Genomic DNA, 15,727 nt, shown 5'->3' with positions numbered 1-15,727 from the left:
GTTTGTCCACAGGTGGCGAGATCATCCACAGGCGACGCGAATACCGGTGTTCGCACCGCGTCTGCACCACGACGATCGGGCACGGTTGTCCGCATGCGACCGACACCTTTCCTGCGGACCACCGCTCTCGCTTCCGGGATGACCGACTCCGAGATCCGTCGTGCGGTACGCGCCGGTGAACTCGAGCGACTCGAACCCGGCGTCTACCTCCACCGCGACGACTCCCTCGACGAACTCGATCGCTATCGCGTGCGCGTGCGATCCGTCGGGGCAGTGCTCGCGCCCGGCACGGTGATCAGCCACGAGTCCGCCGCCGTCCTGCACGGGCTCGCCCTGTGGAAGCCGGATCTCACGCGGGTCCACGTCACCCGCGGCAGATCGGGTGGTGGTCGGAGGAACGCGAACCGTCACCTGCACGTCGCCCCTCTGCGTCCTCACGACCTGTCGGAGGTCGCGGGCATAGCGTGCACCTCGCTCGCCCGGACCGTCGTGGATCTCGCCTGCACACTCGACTTCGACGAAGCCGTGATCGCGGGTGATTGTGCTGCGGCTCGTGATGCCGAGTTCGGCTCCGCGTTGCTCTGTTGTCTCGACGAGTCCGGGCCGCGTAGGGGTATCGCCGCGGCGCGACGCGTGGCTGCATTTCTCGACGGTCGCAGCGAGAGTCCGGGAGAATCGCTGAGTCGCATCCGGATGCATCAGGCCGGCATGCCCGCACCGACGCTCCAGAAGGAGATACGAACACCCGACGGGCAGTTCGTCGCCCGGGTCGACTTCCTCTGGGAGGACGAAGGAGTCGTCGGTGAGTTCGACGGGATGGGCAAGTACGACGAGGGAGGCGTCGAGGCCCTACGGAACGAGAAGCGACGGGAGGACGCCCTGCGCGACCTCGGCTTCGAAGTGGTCAGGCGGACGTGGCCCGAACTGTCCCGGTTCGACGTCGTCCTCGCTCGCTTCGACCGTGCCGTCGCCCGTGCGTGGCGGTAACCGCTACCGTCCCAGCTATGTGCCGCATCTGCTTCCGCTGCGGATGGCAAACAAGCGAGCGGATGCGTCAGATGGGGTCGAGGACCGAGCCCATCACGCGCTCGACTGCGATCTCGATGACGACGCGGCGGGGGTTGGGGCGGGGTTCGCGGTAGCGGGCGGCGTAGCGACGCTCGCCCTCGCGGACGTCGGCCGGCTCGCGCGTAACGCGGGCCGGGCCCTCGAGGGTGAGCCAGCGACCGCCGTCGACCTGGCTCACCACCGCGTAACCCCCGCGCTCGACGTTGAGGGTCTTCTGGGAGCCCTCGAAGGTGATGACGCGGGCGAGGCCGGCCTCGCCGTCCCACGTGAACCCGACGGCGACGACGTGCGGCGAGCCGTCCTTGCGGAGGGTCGTGAGCGTCGCGAGGTGGTACTCGGACAGGAACTCGAGTGCCTTCGCGCCTATCGAGTCGGGGGTGCGTGCCATGCGACGAGCCTACCGACGCTCAGCGCACCAGATACGGCGAGACCGACGAGCGGTGCTCGTTGATGTCGATCTCCTTGCCCAGGGGAGGGAAGGCGCGCTGCGGGCAGTTCATCCGCTCGCACACGCGGCAACCCGAGCCGATCGGCGTGCCGGGATTGGACTCGTCGAGGTCGAGACCGTCGGCATAGACGAGGCGATGCGCGTGCCGCAGTTCGCAGCCGAGACCGATCGCGAACGTCTTCGACGGCTGGCCGTAACGCGCGGCGCGACGCTCGACCGTGCGCGCGACCCACAGATAGCGACGACCGTCGGGCATCTGCGCGATCTGCGTCATGATCTTGCCGGGATAGGCGAAGGTCTCGTATACGTTCCACAACGGGCACGTGCCACCGCTGGTGGAGAAGTGGAAACCGGTGGCGGACTGACGCTTCGACATGTTGCCCGCGCGGTCGACGCGCACGAACGAGAACGGGACGCCCCGCAGCTTCGGACGTTGGAGTGTCGACAGCCGGTGCGCGATCGTCTCGTAGCTGACGCCGTAGAAGGCCGACAGGCGTTCGACGTCGTAGCGGAAGTCCTCTGCGATCTCGTGGAACTGCGTGTACGGCAGGATCAGTGCGGCCGCCCAGTAGTTGGCGAGCCCGAGCCGGGCCAGCGCGCGTGAGGCATCGCTCGTGAACGAACCCTCCGCGACGAGGCGGTCGATGAGCTCTCCACACTCCAGGTACGCGAGTTCGATGGCCAGCTTGAAGACCTGCTGCCCGCCGGACAGCTGCGGCGCGACCTCCAGGACACGGGTCTCGGGGTCGTAGCGGTGAAGGATGTTCTCGCCGAGGTCGATGCGCTTGACGATCTGCACATCGTGGACCGTGGTCATGCGGCGAGCGATCTCGCCCCCCACGTCGCCGCGGTGGAACCGGATGCGGTTGGCCAGCTCCTCGGCCGCGGTGTCGAGATCGTGCAGGTAGTTCTGCCGCTGGTAGAAGTAGTCGCGGACCTCCTCGTGGGGCATGGTGATCGCACCGCTGCCGCTGCCGTCGCTGTACCTCTCCTCGGTCGCGACGGCGAGCTGCGCGGTGGTGTTGCGGAAGCGCCGGTGGAGATTGACCATCGCGCGCGCCAGAGTGGGGTGGGCTGCGACCATCTCGGCGATCTCCTGGGCGTCGGCCTCGATGCCCATCTCCCGGTCGAGCGCGACCTCCCGCATCTCCGCGATCAGACGGGTGTCGTCCTGCGAGGAGAAGAAGGTGGCGTCGACCCCGAAGACCTCGCTGATCCGGAGCAGGACGGGCACCGTCAGCGGCCTGACGTCGTGCTCGATCTGGTTGAGATAACTCGCCGAGATCTCGAGGGTCTTGGCGAGCGCGGCCTGGCTGAGTCCTCGCTCGGTGCGTAGCTGCCGCAGCCGGGCGCCTACATAGGTCTTGGCCATTCGCCCAGGGTAGAACTGCCTCGCAGCCTTCGCAAGGCAGCGTTCGCAGCGTGTTAATCGACAGATACCGGTGGGGCCTCGAGGCCGAACCACGAGCCCGGCGCGAACGCCTCGAAGTGAATCGACCCGGGGGATACCCCCGACGCGACGAGATCCGAGCGGATGGCACGCATGAACGTGATCGGACCGCACACATAGGTGCGGGCATCGCCCGGAATCGTCAGCCCGGACAGTGGAGTTCGTCCGTCGCTGCGAATCTCGTCGTACTCGGTGTAGCGCACGTGCAGCCGGGCGTCCGGCAACGAGTCGACCAGGATGGCGAGTTCGGTCCGGTGCGGTTGCTCGTAGGGGGTGCGGTCGACGTGGACGACGTCGACGCTCCGGCCGTCGCCCCGGGACTGCATGTCGCGCAGCGCCGCGATAGTCATCGTCACGCCCACGCCCGCCGAGGCGAGCAGCAACGGCTCGCTGCCCCTGTCGACGACGACGCTGCCGAACGGCGGCGACACGAGGAGGTGATCGTCGACGCCCAGGCCGTCGCACAGCACGGGGGAGACGAGTCCGCCCGGCACACGCTTGACGGTGACGGCCCACTCGCCGCTCGTCCTGCCCGGGAAGACGGTGTACTGGCGGATCTGCTCGGAGCCGTCCGGCAGCGCGACCCGCACCGAGATGTACTGGCCGGGAAGGAAGGCCGGCAGCGGCCGACCGTCGACGGAGCGGAGGTGGAAGGTGGCCGCGTGCGCGCCGTCGTACTCGTGTTCGGTGACGACAACCCGACGCCAGATGTCACCGGGGGTTACACCGGCCCGCCGGTACAGCTCCGTCTCCTGCTCGACGAGCGAGTTCGCCATCAGCGTGTACACCTCGTGCCAGGCCACGGCGACCTGCGGTGTGATGGCGTCGCCGAGCACCTCGGCGATCGCGGCGAACAGGTGGGTCCGCACGATCCCGTAGTGCGCGGCCTGTACACCGAGGGACGCATGTTTGGCGGCGATCCGCTCCATGATCGGGTCGATGTCGGTCGGTGCGTGGGTGACCAGCAGTGATGCGAAAGCGGCGACCGAGTCGGCGAGCGCCCGTTGCTGGGCCCCGTTGGCCTGGTTGGTGCGGTTGAAGGTGTCCCGCAGGGACGGGACGGCCCGGAAGAGCCGGTTGTAGAAGACACGTGAGATCGTGCCGATCTCGGCGCCGACCACCGGCAGGGTCGCTTCGACGATCGACCGCGACGTACTCGAGAGAATGTCGACTCCTCGTGTTCGGGGGCTGTTCGGCCGGGGCCCTGAGACACGAAGGCGCTACGATGCACCGGCCCCGATCCGGCCCGAGACATGTTACGGATGGGATTCCAGGGGTCAATGGGGATCACAAACCACGATCACCGTTTGTGAAGGCAGTCACAGGCAGGTGTCCGATCCGTCCCGAGGTGGGGGAGTCGGCGGGATGAGGCGTCCCGGCGGTGTGGGCCGGACGGCAGCGGCAAAAGCCGAGGTAGTTACTACTCGCGGGTAATAAACCCGTGCCCGATTCGGGTAGTTGGACCGACCATCGATTGGCAATCTTCGCAATGGCTGCGACGAAAATAGCCGAGATTGGCATTAGCAACAGGTAGACGGGCTTTTTGGACTGTGTCATTGTCGTTCTTGTACATCCGAACGGCACGCAAAGGATGTGAAGTCGTACACGCGTACTGCTTCATCCCGAGCGGGGCAGATCTAGAGAGTGGAGATTTGATGTCGACCACCGGCACCCCGAGGACTGCAGAAGAGATCCAGAAGGATTGGGACACCAATCCGCGCTGGAAGGGGATCACCCGCAACTACACCGCCGAGCAGGTCGCCAAGCTGCAGGGCAACGTCGTCGAGGAAGCCACCCTCGCTCGCCGCGGTTCCGAGATCCTGTGGGACCTCGTCAACAACGAGGACTACATCAACTCGCTCGGCGCCCTCACCGGTAACCAGGCGGTCCAGCAGGTCCGCGCCGGCCTGAAGGCCATCTACCTCTCCGGTTGGCAGGTCGCCGGCGACGCCAACCTGTCCGGCCACACCTACCCGGACCAGTCGCTGTACCCGGCGAACTCGGTTCCGCAGGTCGTCCGCCGTATCAACAACGCGCTGCTGCGCGCCGACGAGATCGCCAAGGTCGAGGGCGACACTTCCGTCGACAACTGGCTCGCTCCGATCGTCGCCGACGGTGAGGCCGGCTTCGGTGGCGCCCTCAACGTCTACGAGCTGCAGAAGGCCATGATCGCGGCCGGCGTCGCCGGTTCCCACTGGGAGGACCAGCTCGCGTCGGAGAAGAAGTGCGGTCACCTCGGTGGCAAGGTGCTCATCCCCACGCAGCAGCACATCCGCACCCTGACCTCGGCTCGCCTCGCGGCCGACGTCGCGGACGTCCCGACCGTGGTCATCGCCCGCACCGACGCCGAGGCCGCGACCCTCATCACCTCCGATGTCGACGAGCGTGACCGCCCGTTCATCACCGGTGAGCGCACCGCCGAGGGCTTCTACCACGTCAAGAACGGCATCGAGCCCTGCATCGCCCGTGCGAAGGCCTACGCTCCGTACTCCGACCTCATCTGGATGGAGACCGGTGTTCCGGACCTCGAGGTCGCCAAGAAGTTCGCCGAGGGCGTCCGCAGCGAGTTCCCGGACCAGCTGCTGGCCTACAACTGCTCGCCGTCCTTCAACTGGAAGGCTCACCTGGACGACGCGACCATCGCGAAGTTCCAGAAGGAGCTCGGCGCGATGGGCTTCAAGTTCCAGTTCATCACCCTCGCCGGCTTCCACTCGCTCAACTACGGCATGTTCGACCTGGCGCACGGCTACGCCCGCGAGGGCATGACGGCCTTCGTCGACCTGCAGGAGCGCGAGTTCAAGGCGGCCAAGGAGCGCGGCTTCACCGCCATCAAGCACCAGCGTGAGGTCGGTGCCGGCTACTTCGACACCATCGCCACCACCGTCGATCCCAACACCTCCACGGCTGCCCTGAAGGGCTCCACCGAGGAAGGCCAGTTCCACTAGGAACCAGCGCCACCCCGAGGTCCACCACCCCGCGGCGGGATCCACAGGTCCCCATGTCCTGCCGCGGGGTGCGTGCGTATCCGGAGCAGTTCGAAACGCGCGCACCCGACGGGTCCTCGCTTGTACTTCCGGCCTCGGCCACGACCCCCACAACGAGAAGGAGCTGACGTGACCAGCGAAAAGATTCAGCGCGTCGGCGTGATCGGCGCCGGCATCATGGGCGCAGGTATCGCCGAGGTGTGCGCACGCGCTCATGTCGACGTACTGGTGTTCGAGCAGACCCGCGAACTCGCGGCTGCCGGACGTGCCCGGATCCTCCGGTCGCTGGACCGGGGCGTGAGCAGCGGAAAGATCACCGAACGGGAGCGTGAGCAGGCCGCATGGCGTCTGCGCTTCACCTCCGATCTCGGTGACTTCGCCGATCGGCAGCTCGTGGTGGAGGCCGTCGTCGAGGACGAGAAGGTCAAGAGCGAGATCCTCGCGGAGCTCGACAAGATCGTCACCGATCCCAACGCGGTGCTCGCCTCGAACACCTCGTCGATCCCGATCATGAAGCTCGGTATCGCGACCGGTGCGCCCGAGCGTGTCATCGGCATGCACTTCTTCAACCCTGTTCCGGTGCTCCCGCTCGTCGAGCTCGTCACCACCCTGAAGACCAGCCCCACCGTCGCCGAGCGCGCCGAGGCGTTCGCAGCCGACGTACTGGGCAAGCAGGTCGTGCGGTCCTCCGACCGTGCAGGTTTCATCGCCAACGCACTGCTGGTGCCGTACCTGCTCTCGGCGATCCGGATGGTCGAGTCCGGCTTCGCCACCAAGGAGGACATCGACAAGACGATGGTCCTGGGTTGCGCCCACCCGATGGGTCCGCTCGCCCTGACCGACCTGGTCGGTCTGGACACCGTCAAGTCGATCGCCGACTCCATGTACGAGGAGTTCAAAGAGCCCCTGTACTCGGCCCCGCCGCTGCTGCAACGCATGGTCGAGGCGGGACTCGTCGGCAAGAAGTCGGGCGCCGGCTTCTACGAGTACGCCGACAACGGTCGCACGGTCAAGAAGGCCGGCTAGCCAGGTAGCACCACCGCACACGGCGCCCGTGCCCGGCGACAGTGTTCCGAACACTGGTCACCGGTGCACGGGCGCGACGTGCATGAGGGAAAGGTCGACGCCGACATGGCAACTCTCGCCGACGGATACGGATCGAGCATCCTCGGGTACCCGCGCATCGGGCCCCGCCGCGAGCTCAAGTTCGCCCTCGAGGCCTACTGGCACGGTGAGGGCACGCGCGACGAACTTGTCGCGGTCGCTCGCGAGCTCCAGGAGAACACCTGGCGCGAGCTCGCAGCCACGGGTCTGACCCAGGTACCCGGCAACACGTTCTCCTACTACGATCACGTCCTGGACAACGCGCTGTTGTTCGGCGCGCTGCCCGAGCGGTTCCGTCCACTGGCCGATGAGCTCGACCCGCTCGATCTGTACTTCACGCTGTGCCGTGGCCGCGAGGACTTCCCGCCGCTCGAGCTGGTGCGCTGGTTCGGCAGCAACTACCACTACCGCCAGCCCGAACTCGACGAGAACACCGTCTTCGAGCTGAATTCGGCGGCCGTACTCGACGAGTTCGAGCGTGCGAAGGCCGAGGGTATCGAGCTGCGGCCGGTGGTGCTCGGCCCGGTCTCGCTGCTGCTGCTGTCGAAGATCGCACCGACGTCGACGAAGGAGGGTTTCCGCACCCTCGACCTGCTCGACGCGCTGCTCCCCGAATACGAGAAGCTCTTCGAGCAGCTCGCCCGTGCCGGTGCCACCTGCGTGCAGCTCGACGAGCCGTCGTTCACCGAGGACCGCAGCGAGGAGGAGCTCGCAGCCCTCGCGCGTACCTACGACGCGCTCTCGCACGCTCCGCTGCGTCCGCGTCTGCTCGTGACCGGCCCGTACGGGCATCTCGGTGAGGCACTGCCGATCCTGGCCGCGTCGAAGATCGAGGCGATCGGCCTGGACCTGGTCAACGGCCGCATGAGCGCGGACGAACTGGCCGCAGTGCCCGGACTCAAGCGCAAGCGCATCTACGCCGGTGTCGTCGACGGCCGCAACGTGTGGAAGGTCGACCGCCACCGCACCCTCGACTACCTGAAGTCGCTCGCCGCGGTCGCACCGGATCTCGTCGTGTCGACCTCGTCCTCGCTGCTGCACGTGCCCTACGACCTGCTCGTCGAGTACGACATCCCCGGCGACGTCGCCGACCGTCTCGCGTTCGCGAAGCAGAAGGTGGGGGAGGTGGTCTCCCTTGCCAAGGCGCTCACGACCGGAGCCGAGGAGCGGTGGCGCAAGCCGCCCGTGTCGGTGCACTTCAAGCAGAAGCACACCGTCCGTGCACGTCTGAACGCGGTCACGCCCGCCCATCGGGTGCGCGCGCCGTACGAGGAGCGCCGCGCCGCGCAGCAGAAGCGACTGGATCTGCCGCCGGTGCCGGTGACAACCCTGGGGTCGTTCCCGCAGACCGCGGAGATCCGCAGGGCACGAGCGGAACTCGGTCGTGGCCGGATGTCGTACGGCGAGTACGTCAAGCGGATCCAGGAGGAGATCGAGTCCACCATCCGTCTGCAGGAGGACATCGGTCTCGACGTCCTCGCCCACGGCGAGCACGAACGCAACGACATGGTGCAGTACTTCGCCGAGCTGATGGAGGGCTTTGCCACCACGCACTTCGGCTGGGTGCAGGCCTACGGTTCGCGCTGCACGCGTCCGCCGATCCTCTACGGCGACATCGTGCGGCCGAAGCCGATGACGGTCGAGTGGATCTCGTTCGCGCAGTCGCTGACCGGCAAGCCGGTCAAGGGCATGCTCACCGGTCCGGTGACGATGCTGGCGCGTTCCTACGTGCGTCAGGATCAGCCGCTCCACGAGACGGCCGACCAGCTCGCGCTGGCCATCCGCGACGAGATCGCCGATCTCGAGCGGGCGGGCATCGCGATCATCCAGGTCGACGAACCGGCCATCCGGGAACTGTTGCCGCTGCGGCAGGACGGGCGCTCCGAGTACCTCGACTGGGCCGTCGACGCCTTCCGTCTCGCCACCGGTGGCGCGAAGCCGGAGACGCAGATCCACACGCACCTGACCTATTCGGGTCAGGTGTCGGTGGTCGACGCGATCGAGCGGCTCGACGCCGACGTCACGGCGATCGTGGCGACACGCTCGATCCGCTGGGTGCTCGAGGCGATCAAGGACCGCGCGCTGTCCCACGGTGTCGGTCCCGGTGTCTACGAGTCCCGCTCGGCCCGGATCCCGGACATCGACGAGCTCGACGAGTTGCTCAGCGAGGCGGCGGAATCGGTGGAACTCGACCGCTTGTGGGCCAATCCGGACGGTGGTCTCAAGACCCGTCACCACTGGCAGCTCGAGCCGTCGCTGCGCAACCTCGTCGCTGCGGCGCGACGACTGCGCCGCCGGGCGACACACCGGTCCGACCAGGCCGGATAGTCGAACCGTCTCCACGACGTGCACCTGCGGGAGTCCCCCGCGGGTGCACGTCGTCGCGAGGCGGAGTAGTTGTGGAGGAATGACGTCCACAACCGGTACGACCACCGTCGCCGCATACGCCGCCACCGCGCCCGACGCGCCCCTGTCGAAGACCACCGTCGAACGACGTGCCCTCGGCCCGCTCGACGTGCTCATCGCCATCGAATTCGCCGGCATCTGCCATTCCGACATCCACACCGCCCGGAACGAGTGGGGCGGAACCAAGTACCCGATCGTGCCGGGCCACGAGATCGTCGGCACCGTCGCCGCCGTCGGTTCCGGTGTCACGAAGCACGCCGTCGGAGACCGCGTCGGCGTGGGTTGCTTCGTGAACTCCTGTGGTGAATGTGAGCCCTGCCGAACAGGATTCGAGCAGCACTGCACCAGTCGGGTGACGGGAACCTACAACTCCGTCGACCGCGACGGCTCCGTCACCCAGGGCGGCTACTCGACACACATCGTCGTCACAGAACACTTCGTCCTGAGGATTCCCGACGGACTCGACCCGGCCGCCGCGGCGCCTCTGCTGTGCGCGGGAATCACCCTGTACTCGCCGCTGAAGCGGTGGAATGCCGGGCCGGGGAGCAAGGTCGCGATCATCGGCATGGGCGGTCTCGGGCATGTCGGAGTGAAGATCGCGGCAGCGATGGGTGCGGAGGTGACCGTGCTCGGTCACTCGCTGTCGAAGCGGGACGACGGCCTGCGCTTCGGTGCGGTCGACTACCGGTCCACCGAGGACGAGTCGACCTTCAAGGAGTTGCGCGGGAAGTTCGATCTGATCCTCAACACCGTCTCGGTCAACCTCGACCTCGACCGCTACCTGTCGTTGCTGCGGCTGCACGGCACCCTCGTCGGCCTCGGCCTGCCCGAGAAGCCGCTGTCGGTGCGGGCGTTCTCGCTCGCGATGAACGATCGTGCGATGGCCGGATCGAATGTCGGCGGAATCCCCGACACGCAGGCGATGCTCGACTTCTGCGCAGAGCACGGCATCGGTGCGGAGATCGAGCTGATCTCCGCGGACCGTATCAACGAGGCATACGACCGTGTGGTCGCCAGTGATGTGCGCTATCGCTTCGTGATCGACGCCTCGACGTTCTGACCGCGTCGACGTCCCGGGCACGGGAGCCCGGGACGTCGACCCGTCAGAAGTTGTCGCCGAGCTGATCGCGGAGCTGCGCGAGGGTCTTCGTGAGCAGACGCGACACGTGCATCTGCGAGACACCCACGCGCTCGGCGATCTGCGTCTGCGTCATGTTGCCGAAGAAGCGCAGCAGCACGACCGTGCGTTCGCGGGCCGGAAGGGCCTCGAGCAGCGGACGCAGCGCCTCGTGGTTCTCGACCTCGTCGAGCGCGGCGTCGTAGTCGCCGAGCGTGTCGGCGAGGGTGAGCCCGTCGTCGCCGGACGGGGACGACCGGTCGACCGACACGGTCTGGTAGGCGTTGCCGGCCACGAGACCCTGCAGCACCTCCTCCTGATCGATGCCGAGTACCTCGGCGAGCTCGGAGGCGGTGGGTGCACGTCCGAGCTGCTGGGAGAGCTCGGACGTGGCCTTGCTCAGGGACAGATGCAGTTCCTTCATGCGTCGCGGCACACGAACCGCCCAGCCGGCGTCACGGAAGTGCCGGCGCACCTCGCCCATGATCGTGGGGACCGCGAAGGAGACGAAATCCGAACCGCGTTCGGGGTCGAAACGGTCGACCGCGTTCACCAGGCCCAGGCGCGCGACCTGCAGCAGATCTTCGAAGGCCTCACCACGGCCGTCGAAGCGCCGGGCGATGTGCTCGGCGAGCGGCAGGCACCGCTCGACCACTGCGTCGCGGATGCGGATGCGACCGGGGTCGCCCTCCTCGAGTGCGAGGAGTGTTCTCAACGTTTCGGTGACGTCGGCGTACTCGTCGCTCGACCTACCCGTGTTGCGCGTCACCGATCGGCGCTGCCTTCGGCGATGGACATGTCGATCGTGGCGCGCGAGTCGTCGCTCGTCACCGAGATGGACTCGGTCAGCGAGTTGAGCACGTGCCATCCGAAGGAGCGCGGCTGCCCGATCTCGGAGGCGTCGTTCGTGGGCGCCGACAGGCTGATCTGCAGCAGCGGGAGAGCCGCCCGGAACGAGCACGCCAGGATCGCGTCCTCGGGTGCGCCCATGATCAGCCGCGTGGCCGCTTCGTCGACGGCGAGCTTCACATCCGCAACGGTATCGAGGTCGAAGTCGTGCTGCAGCGCGATCGCGGCGGCTACCGCTCGGAGCACTGCGAGCTGGTCGGGATGGGCCTCTACTCGAAGTTCGACTACCGGGGGATTGTGGTCGCGTGCCGATTCGATCGACGCGGATTTTGCCATGAGCCTGATGTCTCCAGTACGGGGAGTGGGGGTACGAGCGGGTCGTGTCTGTCTGGTCGTCGGAGAGATTACCCAGATACCGCGAATTCAATCCATCCACCGTGACCTGGGCAGGGGGCCGCAACATTCCCGAAATGCACGATCGGCGTGTTGAGTGCCCGTGGTTCGTGGACTACTGTGGCGGCAGAAGGTTGAGCACACAGCCGAGAACACGGAAGCACCCCTGTTTCGGGAGGGTTCCGATCGGTCACCGGTTGTGCCTGTCTCGTAGGTCGTGCTTCCTGCAATTTTCGATGTTGGGAAGTGCTATGACAGTTCCTCAGCGAATTGCCGCACAGGTAGATTCCGTCCCATCCGGGTGGTCGGCTCGGCCGATCAGGTCCGACATTCCCGCAGAACGGGTCGTCGGCGCAGAATTCAGCGCGCAGAAGATCGAACCGGACCTCGTCTGGATCGACGTGCGAGGCGAGATCGACATCCGCAACGCACACGCTCTACACGCGTTCACCCATCGGCAGCTCGAAGAATCGATCCGTATGGTCGTCGATCTCGGAGCAGTCGAATTCTTCGGTGCGGCCGGGTTGTCGGTCTTCGACGATCTCGACGAACGTGCGCGTGCCCTGAACGTCCGCTGGGCACTTCTGAGTGGGCGACCGGTGGAACGGTTGCTCCGGGTCGCCGACGCGACCATCGCTTCCAAGGCATGCAGAACACGTGAAGCAGCGCTTGCTGCGCTCGCTCGCGTGAAGTAACAGGCCGGGAGAGCCGACCATACGGCGTGGCCGCAATCCGCCACGCCCCTCCATACCGTTGCCGTTCGGGTTTCCCGGGCGGCAACGGTTCTGTTCGGAGGGCATCTCCGATCCGCCGCTCGGCCCGAGGTGCCCGTTTCGTCACTTCGACCCGGGGGAACCCGCTGGTGAACCCGAGGAGGTCGAGATGAGCACGAACGACTGGATTCTGCTGGTGATAGCGGTGGTCGTCGCGTTGGTGGTAGTGGCGGTGCTGGGGTGGACGCTCCGCAACCGGCGTGCCGAGCGCCGGCGTGCCGAAGCCGAACGTCTGCGTCGCAGCGTCGAGGAGAACAGGCCGGGAGTCGAACAGCGGGCGGCGTCGGCCGAACGCACCGAAGCGGAGGCCCGTCGCGCCGCGGCGGACGCCGAAGCGAAGGCGGCCGAGGCGGAGCGGCTGCGCGCCCGCTCCGAGGAGGAACGTCGTACCGCCGAAGCGGCACGAGCCGAACTCGACGAGCGTCGTCGCCGGGCGGAAGAGCTGGATCCCCGTTCGGCGGAACACGCCGAGCGCGGTGATCACCGCGCGGATCCGGTTCCGCGGACGGCAGGTTCGTCGGATCAGGTCCCGAACACCGTGCCGGGCGACGAGGCCGGCCCAGCGGGCGCACACCGGAACGATCAGGACTTCCGTCGCTGATCGTTCCGGCGTCTGTAGAGGTTCGACGGGCGCTACTGCACGCCGGTCCGTGCGGTCCGGTGTGCAGTACGCCGGACCGGCACGCAGCGTTCGTAGGCGCGAAGGGTGTCCTCCGCCACGCGATCCCAGGTGTACCGGGCGAGAACGCGGTCGCGTCCGGCGATACCGAAGGTGGCGCGTGTCGTCGCATCGGAGAGAAGCCGGCGCGCGGCGGCCGCGACGGCCTCGGGGGAGCGGGTGGGCACGAGAAGGCCGGTCGCCTCGTCGAGCACGGTGTCGAGCATTCCACCGGAAGCAGTTGCGATGACCGGGCGACCGCACGACATCGCCTGCAGGGCGAGCATCCCCGACGGATCGTGCCAGGGAGTGGAGACCACGGCGTCGGCGGACAGGAGCAGACCGGGCATCTCGTCCCGCCCGACATCGCGGCGGATCCGGACGCGTCCCTGCACACCGCGTACGCGTGCGAGCTTCACGAGACGGGACTTCTCCTGCTCGTCCGCTCGGCGCGACAAGTACGGGGGAGCGGGATGCGCGGCGATGATCAACTCGGTGTCGGGAATGCCCGCCAGCGCTTCGATGGCGATGTCGAATCCGGAGCCCAGTTCGAGAGGGCCGGCTGCGAGCAGACGATGCTTGCGGGTCCTCGTGGTGTCGGGAGCGGCAGCGGTGCTGTAGTGCACGGCGTCCACGCCGCTCGGCACCACCGTGGTCCGCGTGCGGGGAAGTCCCATGCGCGCCAGCTCGAACACCTCGTCGGAACTCGTCGCGATCATGCGTGTCGCGCCCCGGGCGAGGAGCCGCTCCAAGCGGATTCGGTCGCGCGCGGACGCGTCCATCGCAGTCTTCTCCCGGATCCGGTGCTCGACCGTGCCGAGGGAATGGAAGGTCTGAACCGTGGGGATGCCCAGCGAACGGGTGGCGAGCTGCGTGGCCAGTCCGGACAGCCAGTAGTGGGCGTGGGTGATGTCCGGTGGCCGCTGGCGCCACTCCCGATCCAGGAAACTCCCGAATTCCCCCATCGCAGAGGCGGTTTCGTCGGGACGCAGCGGGGACGGTGGTCCTGCCGGTACCTGCACCACCTCGTATCCACCAGGGGCGGAGATCCGGTCGGGGTCGTCGCGGTCCTCGCGGCGTGTGTAGACCACCACCTCGTGACCGGCCCCGGCGAGGGCGGACGACAGTTCGGCCAGGTGGACGTGAAGTCCTTGCGGCGGCGCATCTGCGTGCGCGCCGTGACCGAGCAGGGGATTCACTTGTCCGGCAACCATCGCGATCTTCACCACAGCGGTATTCCCGTGTGTGGTGGGGGATAAACCGGTCACGGCGCGCCGGTACGAACCGGAATACGCTGCTGCCCCACCTGTTCGTTCGTGTGGGTCGGTGGCTCCGGCCGCACCGGGCCGGGACGACCGGTCCCGGATCAGATGATGGCGCGGGCGGAGATGGTGGCGTAGACGACCATCAGCACCAGCAGTACCCATCCCGCACCCTGCCAGATCGGCCAGCGACCGCCGCGCTTCCACGTGCGGTAGGCCGTCAGCAGTGCGCCGAGTCCGCCGAGCAGGAGCACGAGTGTGGGTCCGAAGACCAGGATCTGGCGGGCGGGATCGGTGCACACCGCGAATGCGGCGTCGCTGCAGTCCTGTCCGGAGTTCGTGCCCCAGAGGATGGCGACGCCCATCACCACGAGCGCAGCGACGATCACGCCCCCCGCGTACATCGTGGCCTTACGGGCCGTCCGGGGGTCGTTCCAGCGTTTCTCCACATCCTGGGTCATGGCTCTCCTTCTCGTGGCCGAACGGTGCACGCGCGATGGCGGCGCACGCGCGTAACGGCCGGCGTGACTCGCTCTCCGAGTACCCCCGGCTAGGTCGCCCAATCCGGATGTGCGGTGGTCGCCCCACGAGAGGTGGGGTGAGCCGGGCGTCAGGCGTGCTGGTGCACGGTCATGAAGACGTGGTCGAAGTGACTCCGATGCTGTTCGGCGAGGGCCGGCAAGGACGTGATCTCGTGTACGAGTCGTTCGGCCAGTGCCCGCAGTTCGACGTCCGTCTCCTGCGAGCGCCAGGCGCCGCCGGACCCGGATTCATCCCCGCCCGATCCGGCCTTGGAGAGTTTTGTCCGTTAAGGCCGGATCAGGGCGCTCGGTGCGTTTGTTCGGTTTCCCCCTCGGGTATTGCTACCCGGCCGGACGGTCCGGCATATGAGACGGATCGAGGTGAGGTCGTGCGATTGGTGAGTCTCGTGGTCCTGATCTGGTTGATCATCGGTGCGGTGGCGGCCGGTCAGCGCGGCTACTTCAGCGACTCGGACCAGAATTGCAGCAGTCTCGCGACGGTGGCAGTTACGGTGGTGGCCGGGCCGCTCAACTACGCGGGCGTCAATCCCCAGGTCGAGTGCGAGGTGCCGCAGCCGAGCGGGTAGGTCCGCATTCCTTCGGGTCTGTCGCTGTTCGAGGTGCGGAGCGTGCGGGTCCTCTTCCGACAGATGTCGGAGAGATCGGAAGAGCGTCGTGTAGGGAAAGAGTGTGT

General features: G+C 67.2%; 15 protein-coding genes. 8 read left to right on the top strand and 7 right to left on the bottom strand.

Going from position 1 to position 15,727, the window contains the following annotated elements; all coding sequences use genetic code 11:
• The first annotated feature begins 93 nt into the window (after positions 1–93).
• Complete coding sequence (locus K3M35_RS11505) at positions 94–987, top strand: type IV toxin-antitoxin system AbiEi family antitoxin domain-containing protein (protein WP_232512577.1); 894 nt, start codon at positions 94–96, stop codon at positions 985–987.
• Positions 988–1,054: 67 nt separating this feature from the next.
• Here the strand turns inward: K3M35_RS11505 and K3M35_RS11500 are convergent, their stop codons facing one another.
• The 3 genes from K3M35_RS11500 to K3M35_RS11490 are packed head-to-tail and all read right to left on the bottom strand — an operon-like array spanning position 1,055 to position 4,087.
• Positions 1,055–1,456: a PPOX class F420-dependent oxidoreductase gene (locus K3M35_RS11500; RefSeq protein WP_024101771.1), complete on the bottom strand. Its 402-nt coding sequence runs from the start codon at positions 1,454–1,456 to the stop codon at positions 1,055–1,057.
• A 19-nt stretch (positions 1,457–1,475) separates the two neighbouring features.
• Positions 1,476–2,888 (bottom strand): acetate metabolism transcriptional regulator RamB, encoded by a 1,413-nt coding sequence (gene ramB / locus K3M35_RS11495; protein ID WP_006553582.1) that lies wholly within the window; start codon positions 2,886–2,888, stop codon positions 1,476–1,478.
• A gap of 53 nt (positions 2,889–2,941) precedes the next feature.
• Entirely contained in the window at positions 2,942–4,087 is a 1,146-nt protein-coding gene (locus tag K3M35_RS11490) for a globin domain-containing protein (RefSeq protein WP_006553581.1), read from the bottom strand.
• Between the two features lie 534 nt (positions 4,088–4,621).
• Here K3M35_RS11490 and aceA point away from each other — a divergent pair.
• The 4 genes from aceA (at position 4,622) to K3M35_RS11470 (ending at position 10,520) form a co-directional block, all read left to right on the top strand.
• Positions 4,622–5,911 carry an isocitrate lyase gene (gene aceA / locus K3M35_RS11485; RefSeq protein ID WP_006553580.1) on the top strand — a complete coding sequence of 430 codons (1,290 nt, stop codon included), beginning with the start codon at positions 4,622–4,624 and terminating at the stop codon, positions 5,909–5,911.
• A 168-nt stretch (positions 5,912–6,079) separates the two neighbouring features.
• A complete protein-coding gene (locus K3M35_RS11480; RefSeq protein ID WP_019291147.1) occupies positions 6,080–6,976 on the top strand; it encodes a 3-hydroxybutyryl-CoA dehydrogenase in 897 nt (298 codons plus the stop codon).
• A gap of 105 nt (positions 6,977–7,081) precedes the next feature.
• A complete protein-coding gene (gene metE / locus K3M35_RS11475; RefSeq protein WP_121209265.1) occupies positions 7,082–9,382 on the top strand; it encodes a 5-methyltetrahydropteroyltriglutamate--homocysteine S-methyltransferase in 2,301 nt (766 codons plus the stop codon).
• 79 nt (positions 9,383–9,461) lie between these two features.
• Positions 9,462–10,520, top strand: a complete 1,059-nt coding sequence (locus K3M35_RS11470; RefSeq protein ID WP_039585432.1) for an NAD(P)-dependent alcohol dehydrogenase — start codon at positions 9,462–9,464, stop codon at positions 10,518–10,520.
• A 43-nt stretch (positions 10,521–10,563) separates the two neighbouring features.
• Here the strand turns inward: K3M35_RS11470 and K3M35_RS11465 are convergent, their stop codons facing one another.
• A complete protein-coding gene (locus K3M35_RS11465) occupies positions 10,564–11,346 on the bottom strand; it encodes a SigB/SigF/SigG family RNA polymerase sigma factor (RefSeq protein ID WP_006553576.1) in 783 nt (260 codons plus the stop codon).
• Entirely contained in the window at positions 11,343–11,762 is a 420-nt protein-coding gene (locus tag K3M35_RS11460) for an ATP-binding protein (protein ID WP_064061982.1), read from the bottom strand. Before K3M35_RS11460 ends, K3M35_RS11465 begins: the two co-directional genes overlap by 4 nt.
• Positions 11,763–12,070: 308 nt before the next feature.
• Between K3M35_RS11460 and K3M35_RS11455 the strand changes: the two genes are divergently transcribed.
• Complete coding sequence (locus K3M35_RS11455; protein ID WP_006553574.1) at positions 12,071–12,514, top strand: STAS domain-containing protein; 444 nt, start codon at positions 12,071–12,073, stop codon at positions 12,512–12,514.
• Positions 12,515–12,701: 187 nt separating this feature from the next.
• Positions 12,702–13,193, top strand: coding sequence for a hypothetical protein (locus K3M35_RS11450; protein WP_006553573.1), 492 nt, complete (start codon positions 12,702–12,704; stop codon positions 13,191–13,193).
• Positions 13,194–13,225: 32 nt separating this feature from the next.
• Here K3M35_RS11450 and K3M35_RS11445 read toward each other — a convergent pair whose 3' ends face one another.
• Positions 13,226–14,479: a glycosyltransferase gene (locus K3M35_RS11445; RefSeq protein ID WP_019291149.1), complete on the bottom strand. Its 1,254-nt coding sequence runs from the start codon at positions 14,477–14,479 to the stop codon at positions 13,226–13,228.
• 137 nt (positions 14,480–14,616) lie between these two features.
• Positions 14,617–14,973 carry a hypothetical protein gene (locus K3M35_RS11440; RefSeq protein WP_019291150.1) on the bottom strand — a complete coding sequence of 119 codons (357 nt, stop codon included), beginning with the start codon at positions 14,971–14,973 and terminating at the stop codon, positions 14,617–14,619.
• 449 nt (positions 14,974–15,422) lie between these two features.
• On the opposite strand from K3M35_RS11440, the gene K3M35_RS11435 reads away from it, so the two are divergent.
• Positions 15,423–15,620, top strand: a complete 198-nt coding sequence (locus K3M35_RS11435; protein WP_019291151.1) for a hypothetical protein — start codon at positions 15,423–15,425, stop codon at positions 15,618–15,620.
• The last annotated feature ends 107 nt before the right edge of the window (positions 15,621–15,727 follow it).

Origin of the sequence: Rhodococcus sp. DMU2021 (assembly GCF_019641445.1) — a bacterium.
GTDB classification, from domain to species: Bacteria; Actinomycetota; Actinomycetes; order Mycobacteriales; family Mycobacteriaceae; genus Rhodococcus; species Rhodococcus pyridinivorans.
This window is presented reverse-complemented; position numbering and strand designations above follow the sequence as displayed.

Bases quoted from the DNA above. Each gene is read 5' to 3' on its own strand.
- K3M35_RS11505 (WP_232512577.1), top strand. From the start codon at position 94: ATGCGACCGACACCTTTCCTGCGGACCACCGCTCTCGCTTCCGGGATG.
- K3M35_RS11500 (WP_024101771.1), bottom strand. From the start codon at position 1,456: ATGGCACGCACCCCCGACTCGATAGGCGCGAAGGCACTCGAGTTCCTG.
- ramB (WP_006553582.1), bottom strand. From the start codon at position 2,888: ATGGCCAAGACCTATGTAGGCGCCCGGCTGCGGCAGCTACGCACCGAG.
- aceA (WP_006553580.1), top strand. From the start codon at position 4,622: ATGTCGACCACCGGCACCCCGAGGACTGCAGAAGAGATCCAGAAGGAT.
- metE (WP_121209265.1), top strand. From the start codon at position 7,082: ATGGCAACTCTCGCCGACGGATACGGATCGAGCATCCTCGGGTACCCG.
- K3M35_RS11470 (WP_039585432.1), top strand. From the start codon at position 9,462: ATGACGTCCACAACCGGTACGACCACCGTCGCCGCATACGCCGCCACC.
- K3M35_RS11460 (WP_064061982.1), bottom strand. From the start codon at position 11,762: ATGGCAAAATCCGCGTCGATCGAATCGGCACGCGACCACAATCCCCCG.
- K3M35_RS11455 (WP_006553574.1), top strand. From the start codon at position 12,071: ATGACAGTTCCTCAGCGAATTGCCGCACAGGTAGATTCCGTCCCATCC.
- K3M35_RS11450 (WP_006553573.1), top strand. From the start codon at position 12,702: ATGAGCACGAACGACTGGATTCTGCTGGTGATAGCGGTGGTCGTCGCG.
- K3M35_RS11440 (WP_019291150.1), bottom strand. From the start codon at position 14,973: ATGACCCAGGATGTGGAGAAACGCTGGAACGACCCCCGGACGGCCCGT.